We start from the raw sequence: 13,148 nt of genomic DNA, 5'->3' as shown, positions 1-13,148 counted from the left end.
TAGAGCTAATTTACATCAATTTTACTTTATTTTTACTTCTTTTACTTTAATCAGTAGTTGAGAATTCAAAGACTCCTATTTATTAGTAACTCTTTTATTAAAACTTTAATGTATGAAGTGAGTCAAGAGGTTTCCGATAATTTGGTCTCAGTTTCCGAAGGTTTATAACGTTATAAAAGTATTTTCAATTACGTAACAAAATAAAAACTCTTTTGATACCCTATACTACTCCTTTTAAAAAAGAATGGAAAATAAAACAATTATTATGAAAGCGCTTGAAAAATTTATCATTTTTTGTTAAATTACGTTTGTATAACAAAAATATTAAGTTATTATTAACGTAATAAAAACTCAAGTAAAACTAATAGGGAGATGAGTGCATCATGTCTGGGTTTAAGAAACTAAAAATACTAGCAGTCCTTGTGCTTTTCGTTTCATTTTTATCTGCTTGTAATATAGGGGGTTCTGCTGGGAACGCGTGTGGTTCTGATGGAAACCATTTTGTCTTTGCAACCTGGGCAGCTGGGGACGAGTTAAAGGAATTTGAGGAGATTGTGGATCGAGTGAATGAAAACGCTAACGGAGAATACACAATCGAGACCTTAAGTATTCCTTCTGACTACTATGTGAAAATATCAACCTTAATTTCTTCTAAAAACACACCAGACTTCTTCTGGATGACACAAGAACTTGTGTCGAAGTATGCGGAATTAGGTGCGATTGCAGATTTATCAACATCTCTAAGTGAGAGTGAACATTTAAATCCTGATGATTTTTATGAGGGTGTGCTAGCATCCGCAACTTATGATGATAAGCAATATGGAGTTCCTTGGATTGCAAACCCTCTGATGGTTTACTACAACAAAGACCTTTTTGATGAAGCGGGTGTTGCGTATCCAAGCCCTACAGATGATTGGACTTGGGAAGAGTTTATTGAAATCGCTAAAAAGCTAACCGTTCAAAAAGAAGATGTGAATGGCGGTAAGTATCAACAATTCGGTACTGTCGTTGACGGATGGCCAAACATTGAAACATTTATTTGGGCAGGCGGTGGAGATATCATCGCTGCAGATGGTGAAGAAATTCTTCTTGATACAGAGGAGTCACTTCAAGGCTTAGATATTCTAAATGAAATTCTAGAATCCAAAATTACGCCATCTTATTCAGAGGTTTCTAGTTTAGGATCGAATAACGTTTGGTTTGAAAAACAACGTGCTGCCATGTTCATGGGTGGTATCCAAGATAACTTCGAAGAAAAGATAGCTAAATTACCGGCTGAAGAGCAATTCGAAATTGGTTACGCTCCAATGCCAGTAGGGCTAGATGGACAAGCTTACTCCTTTGACTGGACAGCATCAACTGTCATGGATGAAGCATGTGGTGATAATGAAGTGGCATTACAAGCGTTAGAAGATATGACTCTAGAATTCTTTAAATGGAAAATTGCTTCTCCATTAAAAGGGCAAGTTGATCAAATTGTTGAGATTGATCCAATGAAAGAACCTGCACTTGAAACGATTCAACAATCTTTAACAATCGCTCGTTCAGCCAACTACATTCCAGAGTGGAACCAAATTAACAACCGACTATGGGTCGAACTATACACTGGAATGCTAAACGAACCTGGTGTCTATGACTACCGTGCCAAAACAAAAGAAATTGCAGAGTATGCTAGGGGACTAATCGCGAATCGCAAATAAGGAGGTGCCCCATGAAAAAGCAGCGCGCAGGATTTTACTTTATACTTCCATGGCTTATCGGCTTGATTACCTTTACGATCTTCCCGATGCTGTATGCTTTTTATGTTTCACTAACAGATTGGACGATTATTGGGACACCTAACTTTATTGGTTTTGAAAACTTTAAAAGGATTTTTAATGATCCTATGTTCTATGACACTCTGTTAATTACAGTAAGATATGCCATTTTCGCTGTTCCATTAACGATTGTGACAGCATTCGTAGTAGCGATTTTCTTAAATAACAAAATACGATTTGTCGGTGTTTACCGAACCATTTTTTACATGCCAGCCATTGTGTCGGGTGTTGCGGTCGCGATTGTGTTTAAGTGGGTGCTTGACCCGAACTATGGTGTAATCAATACATTATTAGGATATATCGGTATTGACGGGCCCAACTGGCTTTATGATCCTAACTGGGTACTCCCTTCCTACCTCGTCATGGCTGCATGGGGGGCTAGTGGAGGTCTACTAACCTATCTTGTTGGTTTGAAAGATATCCCGAAGGAACTCTATGAATCTGCGGAAATCGATGGAGCGAACTTTTTACGAAAAGTATGGCATATCACAATGCCGATGATGACTCCTATTATTTTTTACAACATGATTATGGGTATTATCGCAGCCTTCCGTAAGTTTACGGATGCCTATATTTTAGGCGGGGCAGGGAATCAAGGGACTTTTTACATGGTGTACTTATATGAACAAGCTTTCTCCTTCTATAACATGGGGTATGCTACGGCATTAGCTTGGGTTCTATTTGTCATCATTCTTGTCTTGACGATTATTATTAACGTCACGAAAAAGTACTGGGTTCACACAAGCTAAGGAGTTGTACTTTATGGACAAACAAACGAAATGGAGACAGATGCAAAAATATTATATCTATGCGTTTTTAACGATAGGATCAGTCATCATGCTGATGCCATTCTTTTGGATGTTAAGTACAGCTCTAAAAATAGAGAGTGACATTTTTACTGTACCTATCAAATGGCTACCGTCGACCTTCTATATGGGGAACTTTGAACGAGCCTTGGAAGTGATTCCGCTTTTCAAATATATGGGTAACACCCTTCTTATTGCTGTATTGAAAATTATAGGAGAAGTGTTTGTTTCAGCCCTTGTTGCCTATGGATTTGCTCGATTCAATTTTAAATATAAAAATACGTTGTTCATGATTTTGCTTGCAACGATGATGCTACCGTACGAGGTAACGATGATACCGACCTTTATTATTTGGTCAAGTCTTGGTTTCACGGATAGCTACGTACCACTTGTATTCCCAGCTTATTTTGGGTCTGCGTCCTTTATCTTCTTTTTACGAATGTACTTCGAGACATTCCCGAAAGAGCTGGAGGAGTCAGCTATCATCGACGGAGCAAGCTACTTTCAAATTTTTACTAGAATCTTTCTTCCGTTATCAAAAGCAGCCTTGTTAACGATTGGACTTTGGTCCTTTATGGGAACATGGAACGACCTATTGGGTCAGCTGATTTATATTAACTCTCCAGAAAAATACACCATCCAACTAGGGTTGGCGTCATTCAGTAACATGACTGGAGAAACTCTATGGGGCCCACTCATGGCCGCATCCTTCATGGCCTTAATACCTGTTATTTTGTTCCTACTGTTTGCACAACGCTATTTTACAGATGGAATTAAGATGTCAGGAATCAAAGGATAATAGATTTTACTTTATTAATTACTTAAGGGGGACATGTACATGTTCAAAAAGTTAGGTTTAACGCTAGCACTTATTTTAACGATTGGTTTCTTAGCTGCTTGTCAGCAAGAAGAGTCAAAAGGGGAAGCGCAAGAAGAGTTGTTCCACTACACACAAACAGCTGAAGATATCGCTGAGTGGACATCTATGGAAACACCTGGTGGTGGAGAAGGTTCTGTTGAGTTAGGTGACAACGTAGCCGTTATCCAAGCAGCTCCAGATGGTTGGGGTGGCGTACAGTCTGCACCTGTAACAATCGACTTAACAAAAGACCCAATGCTGTTTGTTCAAGTAAAAGAAAATGCTGATGGTTTCAAATGGGGAGCAAAATTCGTTCCAACAACTCCTGAAATTGAAGACCATGCATGGGGAGTTTACCTCATTGAAGACAACAACTTCAAATGGAACAACTATGCAGTATCAGAATTAAATGTGAAGCTAGATCAAAGCTTTAGAGATATGTATGGTGACAAAGTAGAAGGTGTTATCTGGATTTATGCAACAGGAAGCCCTGAGGCAACTGTTGAAGTAACTTCTGTAAAAATGCTAAACCAAAAATAATTCGTTTTAAGGAGGAGTGAGTATGAACTTCCTTAAACGATCAATAGGTATACTTGGAATGGTCATTATGTTAATAATGGCCGTTTCTTGTAGTAAGGAAGAGAATGTATCGATGGAAGAAAGTACGATGAATAAAGATATCAAGCAAGTTACGTTTTATGACAGTAAAATTCCAAATGATTACAAGCTCATTGACTGGCGAAAGAAAGCGCTTCAATATGATGAGCTCGTGTTTGATACAGGTACAGAAGGGACGTTCCTTCCGTTAATGTGGGAAGATACAACCTATGATTCATTTGGATTACCTGCTTATGTTGGAGACGGCCGCATGCACAAAGATGGGGCACAGGAGGCAGTGACTAATGTGGCAGCTGTACTGAGTGCTACTTTAATGGGCATTGATAAGTCTACTGTGGATACCGTTGACTATGTGAGTCAGCTGGACGCTTTTTTTAGTGAGGAAGAGCAGATTATTTTAAATAACCCGGCTGGAAGTAGTGAGACTACTTCTATGTGGTACCTGCTTTATCCTGCGATTCTGTATTCTCATGTTTCATATTTGTACGATGATCATGAGGAAATGAGAGAAAAAGTGTTGGCTAATATTGAAAGCTGGTATGGTGCTTATGAAGTTATGTACAACAACGGTGAGCCGAATTTTGATTACACAGGGTTCAATTTTATAACAGGTGAACCTTACCGTAATGGAGTTTGGTCAGAGCCAGATAGTGCGGTCGGAATTGGGCTGTTGATGTACTATGGCTATGAAATGACTGGTGATGAAAAATATTTGGAAGCCAGTATTAACACCATGGAGTATATTGAAGGGTATTTTGGTAGTCCGCTCTATGAAGCGTTGATGTACTTTGGACCTTACTTGGCAGCTAAATTAAATGCCTTACATGGTACTGATTTTGAGGTTGCTGATTTTCTAAACGATACGATTGGTTCTACGGCAATTCCTCGTGGGGGCTGGGGTTCGATTGTTGGCCAGTGGGGCGGTTATGACATGAATGGCTTGTTCGGTAGTACGACAGATGGTGGTGGCTATGCTTTTGCCATGAATACATTTGCGGCTGCGGGAGCGATTGTACCAGTTGCTCAGTACGATGCCAGATATGCGAAAAGTATCGGTGAGTGGATGCTTCATTTAACCAGTAATTCACGTTATTTTTATGCCACAGAAACCGATGAGAAAAATCAATCTTGTACGTATGTAGAGGCATGTCATGGAATTGACGATAGGATCAAAGAAGCGATTCCATATGAAGGGATTCGAAAAGAAAGTCAGGGGCGTTCACCATGGTTTGGAGGAGACCCGACCGTATATGGCTGGGCACAAACAGACTTTTCACTCTATAGTGGGTCTCATACTGGGATTTTAGCATCTATAGTAGAGGAGACGAACGTGGAAGGGATTTTACGTTTAGATGTTCAGGCTACTCAATTCTATAATGAACATGCTTTCCCGACATTCTTAATCTATAATCCTCATAATGAAGTAAAAGAAGTAGAATATGAGGTTGCGTCAGAAGGTGCTGTTGATTTATATAATACTTTGACGAATACGGTTGTTGCTTCCGATGTGACGGGGAGTGTGCCATTAGAGGTTCGTGGTGATGCTGCAGTCGTAATTGTAGAAATACCTACTGGTACTAAGGTTGAGTACCGAGAAGGCAATTACTACGTTCAGGATACATTCATCTCTCGGGATTTAGCGTCCTTGAATATTAACGGTTTGAACAATAATGATACTGTATCAGGAAAGTTTGAGATCAAAGCTTCTTTGGCAGCAAACTATGAGGCGGAAATCGAAACGGTAACCGTTGAAATTGATGAGGAAATCTTTGAATTTACTGGGGAAGAAAAGATTGAGTTCAATACGAAAGACTTCTCTACTGGGACTAAGAAGATTTGGGTGACTGTTACAACAAAGGATGGTCAAGAAGATCAAAACTCTATTAGACTTAGGTTTGAATAAGGAAAGAAGACAGGGGATTCCCTGTCTTTTTTTTCTTGGATTGGATTGGTTTAGTGGTGGGACAGTAAACCTGTCCCTCCTGTCCCAAATTGTAACACTTTTGTAATAGGAAATATGGTATAGTTAAATGGAACTATTTTCTATTTATATAATTCTATGTACCTATAAAATTCACTGGAAAAATTTAATCAGTTTCTATACATATTAGCTGGGTAAACACACAAGAAACAAAAAATGGTTAGGGGATTGGAAATATGTCTGAAGAAAATCAGGAATTATTGGATCTCTTACGAACGATTTATCAAAAAGGGGAAGGAAGTAGTGAGCAGAGTAGTTCCACTCTGATTGAAGAAATTATTCCTCTTTTGCATCGCTTTATGGAGAAAAATTATAGCGAAGGTTGAGTAAAATGTTGGCATAGACGTTGGGGCAGAGAATTTCGAAAGGAAAGTGAGACGGTTGAATCAAGCTGAAGTTTTTGTTCCCATGAAAAAAACAATGTACGTAAGTGGAATCATCTTGGGGCTGCTAGGAAGTGTAGTGGCTCTGTACATGGCTGTGTCCCAAACTTCCCAGGACGGTGAGGTCCCGATTAGTACTGCTATCCTTCGGTTTTTTTCATGGATCCTCATTAGTATTTTGTGTGCCAGCTTGACCTACTTCCTCTGTAAAAAAGCTGCTGACAAACGAAAAGGAATCATTCTTACACCCCACGGGATACTGATTAACGCAGCCATAGCGGAAACGGGATTTATTCACTGGAGTGAAATTAAGGGATTAGAAATTGTGAAGCATGCGGGGCTACAATATTTGTGTTTAACCGTGTATAATCAGGACGATCTCATTCTAAAACAGAAGACTAGTACTCGCTTGGTGATTGCAATAAACCAGGCACTCGGCTTTCATTATCCTGTAGCCATCTCTGCAAAATCCATAAAAATGGGGCTACCAGAGCTTCAGAAACTGGTGCGGGAATATTGGCAGGCAGGGTGTAGAGTGAGGGGTTCAAGTGATATTATAAAAACTAATCATATATGAGTCAGTATAAATTTGAGAAGTAAGGAGAGAGGGATTTCCTTGCTTTTTTGTTTGGCGTTAGAAGGATTGGAGAGGGATATTTTTCGGTTTTGGTGGTGGATATGAGAGTTCCGGTGGGGGAATTCAGAACTCGGGGTGTGGAATTCAGAACTCAAGGGGTAGAATTCAGAACATAAGGTGTGGAAATCAGAACTCGAGGTGTGGAAATCAGAACTTGGGGTGTGGAAATCAGAACTCAAGGTGAGGAAATCAGAACTCAGGGGGAAGAATTCAGAACTCAAGTGGTGGATATCAGAACTCAGGGGGTAGAATTTAGAACTCAAGCCGCAAATCCAGAACTCCAGAACTCCGCCTCCAGCGTCCACAACCTAATCAACAATCAAAAAAGGCTAATATCATAAAATATTCCGAACCCGCACCTGGGACAGTAAACCTGTCCCCCTGTCCCGACAGGAATTTTGTCCCATTGTGTCGAATGTACATTTAGAGGTGGTTGGTTTGGAGAATAGAATTCGTTCTTATCGAATACAAAAGAATATAACACAAGAGGAATTGGCGAATGGGATTGTTTCTACCTCTTACCTTTCCAAGATTGAAAACGGTAGTGTGGAACCAAGTCAGGAAGTGTTAAACCTTTTATATGAGCGGCTTGGTGTTGACCTACAAGAAATAAATCCTAAGAATATATCCATTCAGATCAAGAAATGTTATCGCAATATCCTTTTGGGGAATGAAACATTAGCGACAGATGAGCTTTCTCGTTTAAAACAAAAAGGAAGCCTGTATGAAAAGAAATTTGAAATTAAAATCCAGCTTTTGGAGAGTAGGATTTTGATCAATCAACAGGATTTGGATGGGGCATTGAGGCTTCTTAGTAAATACGATAGGAATCAGGAAAGTTTTTCTATTGCGGCAAAGAGGTTTTACCATATTAACAAAGGATTGATTGACTATTATAGTGGGAATTTCGTAGATTCTAATGCTCACTTTTTGATGGCGGAAAAACTAATTGATGAGTTAAGTGATAACTTGGAAATAGGCGAAATCTATTATTTTATTGCTTTGACTTATTCACAACTTCAGAAAGCTTCTCATTCTATCGAGAGCACGAAAAAGGCCTTGAAGGTTTACCAGTCCACATACTTACAAAAGAAATGTGTGTATTGCCATATTCTTTTAGGGATTAACTATAGAAAAATTCGAGAATGGGACCAAGCGGAGGAAAGTTATCAGTGGGCAAGGACCATTTGTGAGAATTTTAATTATCACGAGATTCTGGATTCTGTGGAGCAAAATTTAGGGTTTCTGTATGAGAAAAAACAAGATCATATGAAAGCCCTGCAATGTTATATGAATAGTTTACGTTACAAGCAGAAAAACCAGGATCATTCCGGGATGATTTTAACGTATATGTCTATTGTCAGGCTCTATTATGAAAAAGAGAACAGCAGAGAAGCGGCGTATTGGATGGAAAAGGCAAGTTCGATTTTTGCAGAGGAGCTCAATCTATCTAAGGACATTTTCATTCAGTATAAAGTGTATAAGTCATTGCTTTCTTCAGATAGTGACGACGAGCTTGAGGAATATCTTTCTAAAGAAGTCATTCCATACTACACGGAAAACAAGAGCTACGAAAATATTGTTACATACTCTACTATTCTTTCTAAATTATATGAGAAAAAATCAAGATACAAACCAGCTGGCGTGTACTGGAAAAAGGCGATAGAGGCCTATCAAAAATTAGTGAATGTTTAGTGATGGGAGGTTGTGAAAATGAATAGATTGCAAAAACCGAAAGCGTTACAACCGGGTGATAGGATTGGGTTAATCGCTCCTTCAGGTCCTGTGGTCGACCCGGACCGAGTGGATGCTGCGATTGAAAAGTTATGGGAGTTTGGCTTTCATGTGACAGTGGGTAAAAGCTGTCACAGTTTGTATGGTTACTTATCAGGTGATGATGAAACTCGAGCGGCCGATATCAATCAGATGTTTGCCGATCCAAAGATTGATGGCATCATCTGTCTTCGGGGAGGATACGGGACTCCTAGACTGTTACATAAGCTAGATTATGAGATGATCAGGAAAAATCCGAAGCTGTTTGCCGGATATAGCGACATTACCGCATTGCATACCGTATTCAATCAAAGATGTGATTTGGTAACCTTACATAGTCCGATGCCCGCTTCCGATATGTTAAGGGATTTTGATGAGTTTACGAGAGAGAGCTTCTTGAGGGCCATATCGTCTACGGAACCTCTTGGAGAATTGAAGAATCCAGATGGGGAAGAAGAAATAAAAAGTTTAGTTGGTGGAGTGGCGAGAGGGCCGATTGTGGGTGGCAACCTTTCGCTACTGGCCGGAACAATAGGTACTCCTTATGAAATTGATACGAAGGCTAAGTTGTTGTTCATTGAAGAAATTGATGAAGAGCCCTATGCAGTCGACCGTATGTTAACTCAACTAAAATTAGCAGGTAAGTTTACTGACTGTAATGGCGTTATCCTCGGAAACTGGAATAACTGTGTAACAAAAGGGGAAGGCCGACCAAGCCTATCCTTGCTAGAGATTTTCAATGATGTCATCGTTCCAGCAGGAAAACCAGTAATCTATGACGTCAAAGCGGGTCACTGCAAGCCAACCCTCACTATCCCCTTTGGGGTCGAGGTCATCCTGGACGCAGATGCAAGTACGTTGACCATTGTGGAAAGTGCACTGGTTTAACCGGGACAGGGGGACAGGAACGGTGTCCCACACCGTCCAGATGACCAATCCCTAAAATGGAACTGGGACAGGAACAGCGTCCTACATTGGACAGCATGAATATTACTTGAGATTGTATATGAATAAAATGAAGATGCTACTAGTTCAATTCGGACTAGTGGCTTTTTTTGTGGGACAGTGAAACCTGTCCCCCTGTCCCGTGCAAACGCCTCCATAAATCTGAATTTTCTTTCTTTTAGAAATCGTATTTTCAAAGAGTTATTGATGTGTTAATATGCATATATTCGAATAAATATACAAAACAAAATACAAATAAAACCCATTTAATGGGGAGTTGGAGGAATATAGGATGAATAAAAAGTTTTTTAGTTTTATGATGATTGGTTTACTTATTTCGTTGTTAGCTGCATGTGGGACAGCAAGTTCGAATGAGGAAGGGCAAGGTTCTTCGACGTCAGATACACCTGAAAAGAAAACGAAATTAGTCATGGGAACTTCAGCAGATTATCCACCATTTGAGTTTATCGATACTGCAAACGGTTCTGAGTTCGTTGGTTTTGACATCGATTTGGCGACTTACATAACTGAGCAATTGGGTTATGAGCTTGAGATTCGTGATATGGCTTTTGATGGATTGATTGGTGCCCTTCAAGCGGATCGTGTTGATTTTGTTGCTTCAAGTATGTCGGCTACAGAAGAGCGTAAGAAGAATGTGGATTTCTCGGAAATCTACTTTATGTCTGGTGAAATGCTTGTGACTTTAAAGGGTTCTGGAATTGAGTCGGCTGAAGATTTAGCGGGTAAAGCTGTAGGGGTTCAATTAGGTTCTATCCAAGAGGATACGGCGAATGAACTTAGTGAGGAAATGGCTGACCTTGAAGTTAAGAAATTAAACAAGGTACCAGAACTTATCCAAGAATTGAAATCAAATCGTATTGATGCGATTGTATTAGATCAAAGTGTAGCAGAAGGATTTTTAGCAAAATCAGAGGATTTAGCAGGTATTCTGCTATCTGAAGATGCAGCAGGAACTGCTATTGCATTCCCTAAAGGTAGTGAATTAACAGAAGAATTCAACCAAGTCATTTTAGAAATGAAGGAAAACGGCGAGCTTGATAAGTTAGTAGAAAAGTGGATTGCAGGCGAAGGTCAATAATACAGCGAGAAGGAAATGAGGTGAGGGCATGACTTTGGATTTTGCCCAAATCGTGCCTTCTATTCCGTTCATTCTTTACGGGATATGGGTTACGTTAAAATTTGTCATAGTATCAGCGCTAATTGGATTTGCTTTAGGAACGATTTTAGCACTATTTAAGATTGGTAAAGTCAAAGTTTTAAAGTGGTTGGCGGATGCCTATACATCGGTGTTTCGCGGAACCCCTCTAATATTACAATTGATGATTATCTATTTTGCCGTTCCCCAGTTAATCGGCTACGATATCTCCGCTTTTATGGCTGGGATCCTAGCCTTCGGTTTAAACTCTGGAGCTTACATCTCAGAAATCATTCGGGCTGGAATTCAGGCAGTGGACAAAGGGCAGCTAGAAGCATCGAAAGCACTGGGTGTCCCTTATCGAATGATGATGAAAGATATCATCTTACCGCAGGCTATGAAAAATATTTTGCCAGCGCTAATGAATGAATTTATCACGTTAACGAAAGAATCTGCGATCATCTCAACGATTGGTACGATGGACATCATGCGCCGTGCACAAATTGTTGGGGCAGATACTTGGTTGTACTTCGAACCATTTTTAATAGCGGGTCTCATCTATTACATCATGGTTATGAGCTTAACTCTCCTTGGTAAATGGATGGAAAGGAGATTGAAACAGAGTGATTAAAGCTGAGAAACTGACAAAATCATTTGGTAAATTAGAGGTTTTAAGTGATATTTCCACAACCATTGAAAAAGGCGAAGTGGTTACGATTATTGGTCCTTCTGGATCAGGGAAGTCGACGTTCTTGCGTTGCTTGAATCTTTTAGAAGAGCCAACAGCGGGTAAGGTTTGGATTGGTAATGACGAAATTACGAACCCTAAGACTAACATTATGAAAGTCCGTCAAAAAATCGGAATGGTGTTCCAGCACTTTCATCTTTTTCCGCATATGAGTGTTTTGGATAACCTAACGTATGCACCGTTGAAAATCAAAGGCCTTTCTAAAAAGGAAGCGGAGGCAAAAGCCGTGGAACTTTTAGAAAAGGTAGGGTTAAAGGAAAAAGTGAATGAATTTCCAAATCGGTTATCTGGTGGGCAAAAACAACGTGTAGCTATCGCTCGAGCATTAGCCATGGAACCAGAAGCTATGTTGTTTGATGAACCAACCTCAGCCCTAGATCCAGAAATGGTAAAAGAGGTTCTGGAAGTTATGAAATCCTTGGCTCACACCGGAATGACCATGGCCATCGTCACTCATGAAATGGGATTTGCGCGTGAAGTGGCAGACCGAGTCCTCTTCCTAGACGGGGGAAAAATCCAAGAAGACGCAAACCCAAAAGAATTCTTCTCCGCGCCAAAAACAGCGCGTGCAAAAGAATTCCTAGAGAAAATTTTATAGCGGGACAGGTTTGCTGTCCCACCTTGCTGGCGCCTCCTTTTAAGGGAGGGGCTTTTTTATTTGTGGACAAAATGTGTGGGTGGCAAGGGTTTTCCGTTAGGTGGCGAAAGATTTCCGATAGACGCCACGAGTTTTCCGATAGGACCCCAAAGTTTCTGATAGACGCCACGAGTTTTCTGATAGGGAGCCCAAAGTTTCTGATAGACGCCACGAGTTTTCTGATAGGGAGCCCAAAGTTTCTGATAGACGCCACGAGTTTTCCGATAGGGAGCCCAAGTTTCCGATAGACGCCACGAGTTTTCTGATAGGGAGCCCAAAGTTTCTGACAGACGCCACGAGTTTTCTGATAGGGAGCCCAAAGTTTCCGATAGACGCCACGAGTTTTCCGATAGGGAGCCCAAAGTATCTGATAAACACCCTAAGATTTCCGCTAGACAGCCCAAAGTTTCTGATAACACCTAACGTTTTCCGATAAGCCCCCCAATTTAAACAAACGTTTGTTTAATTCCTGGCCTTCCTAATACGCAGGTTTTTTTCGTTATAGCAGGCAAAACTTGAAGTACGTTACAATAGATATAAAGTAATAGGATTGTGGGAGGTTATTATGAGACGATTATCAAAGTCTACGAAGGATAAAAAAGTGAGTGGAGTCTGTGCGGGCGTCGGGCAGTATTTTGGGATTGATCCGACTATTGTTCGGATTGGTTTTGTGATTCTTACGTTAGCGACAGCAGTTATTCCATGTCTTATTGGATATATTTTTGCTGACTGGGTAATGCCTAAGGATAATGAGGTTTAATAGGTTGGGTTATGAAAATGCCCTCCCT

At 40.2% G+C, this 13,148-nt stretch carries 13 protein-coding genes; all 13 read left to right on the top strand.

Annotated elements, in window-relative coordinates; all coding sequences use genetic code 11:
• Positions 1 to 383 precede the first annotated feature (383 nt).
• The 13 genes from ABDZ91_RS02310 to ABDZ91_RS02250 all read left to right on the top strand — a co-directional run bounded on the left by ABDZ91_RS02310 (position 384) and on the right by ABDZ91_RS02250 (position 13,120).
• The gene (locus ABDZ91_RS02310; protein ID WP_343795962.1) at positions 384 to 1,700 is read left to right on the top strand and encodes an ABC transporter substrate-binding protein; all 1,317 of its coding nucleotides are present in this window, start codon (positions 384 to 386) and stop codon (positions 1,698 to 1,700) included.
• Between the two features lie 11 nt (positions 1,701 to 1,711).
• The gene (locus tag ABDZ91_RS02305; protein ID WP_343795960.1) at positions 1,712 to 2,566 is read left to right on the top strand and encodes a carbohydrate ABC transporter permease; all 855 of its coding nucleotides are present in this window, start codon (positions 1,712 to 1,714) and stop codon (positions 2,564 to 2,566) included.
• Positions 2,567 to 2,579: 13 nt separating this feature from the next.
• On the top strand, positions 2,580 to 3,422 hold the full coding sequence (locus tag ABDZ91_RS02300) for a carbohydrate ABC transporter permease (protein WP_343795958.1): 843 nt from the start codon (positions 2,580 to 2,582) through the stop codon (positions 3,420 to 3,422).
• 39 nt (positions 3,423 to 3,461) lie between these two features.
• The gene (locus ABDZ91_RS02295; RefSeq protein ID WP_343795956.1) at positions 3,462 to 4,022 is read left to right on the top strand and encodes a hypothetical protein; all 561 of its coding nucleotides are present in this window, start codon (positions 3,462 to 3,464) and stop codon (positions 4,020 to 4,022) included.
• A 22-nt stretch (positions 4,023 to 4,044) separates the two neighbouring features.
• Positions 4,045 to 6,003 carry a hypothetical protein gene (locus ABDZ91_RS02290; RefSeq protein WP_343795954.1) on the top strand — a complete coding sequence of 653 codons (1,959 nt, stop codon included), beginning with the start codon at positions 4,045 to 4,047 and terminating at the stop codon, positions 6,001 to 6,003.
• Positions 6,004 to 6,257: 254 nt separating this feature from the next.
• Positions 6,258 to 6,407 (top strand): hypothetical protein, encoded by a 150-nt coding sequence (locus tag ABDZ91_RS02285; RefSeq protein WP_343795952.1) that lies wholly within the window; start codon positions 6,258 to 6,260, stop codon positions 6,405 to 6,407.
• 55 nt (positions 6,408 to 6,462) lie between these two features.
• On the top strand, positions 6,463 to 7,041 hold the full coding sequence (locus tag ABDZ91_RS02280) for an STM3941 family protein (RefSeq protein ID WP_343795950.1): 579 nt from the start codon (positions 6,463 to 6,465) through the stop codon (positions 7,039 to 7,041).
• 498 nt (positions 7,042 to 7,539) lie between these two features.
• On the top strand, positions 7,540 to 8,796 hold the full coding sequence (locus ABDZ91_RS02275; protein WP_343795948.1) for a helix-turn-helix domain-containing protein: 1,257 nt from the start codon (positions 7,540 to 7,542) through the stop codon (positions 8,794 to 8,796).
• 18 nt (positions 8,797 to 8,814) lie between these two features.
• Complete coding sequence (locus ABDZ91_RS02270) at positions 8,815 to 9,762, top strand: S66 peptidase family protein (protein WP_343795946.1); 948 nt, start codon at positions 8,815 to 8,817, stop codon at positions 9,760 to 9,762.
• A 349-nt stretch (positions 9,763 to 10,111) separates the two neighbouring features.
• The gene (locus tag ABDZ91_RS02265; RefSeq protein WP_343795944.1) at positions 10,112 to 10,918 is read left to right on the top strand and encodes a transporter substrate-binding domain-containing protein; all 807 of its coding nucleotides are present in this window, start codon (positions 10,112 to 10,114) and stop codon (positions 10,916 to 10,918) included.
• Between the two features lie 28 nt (positions 10,919 to 10,946).
• Positions 10,947 to 11,606 (top strand): amino acid ABC transporter permease, encoded by a 660-nt coding sequence (locus ABDZ91_RS02260; RefSeq protein WP_343795942.1) that lies wholly within the window; start codon positions 10,947 to 10,949, stop codon positions 11,604 to 11,606.
• Positions 11,599 to 12,321, top strand: a complete 723-nt coding sequence (locus ABDZ91_RS02255; protein ID WP_343795940.1) for an amino acid ABC transporter ATP-binding protein — start codon at positions 11,599 to 11,601, stop codon at positions 12,319 to 12,321. Before ABDZ91_RS02260 ends, ABDZ91_RS02255 begins: the two co-directional genes overlap by 8 nt.
• A gap of 604 nt (positions 12,322 to 12,925) precedes the next feature.
• On the top strand, positions 12,926 to 13,120 hold the full coding sequence (locus tag ABDZ91_RS02250; protein ID WP_343795939.1) for a PspC domain-containing protein: 195 nt from the start codon (positions 12,926 to 12,928) through the stop codon (positions 13,118 to 13,120).
• Positions 13,121 to 13,148: the final 28 nt, after the last annotated feature.

This window comes from Bacillus carboniphilus (assembly GCF_039522365.1).
Taxonomy (GTDB): domain Bacteria; phylum Bacillota; class Bacilli; order Bacillales; family JC228; genus Bacillus_BF; species Bacillus_BF carboniphilus.
Note: the sequence above shows the minus strand (reverse complement) of the source record. Positions and strands in the feature narration are given on the sequence as shown.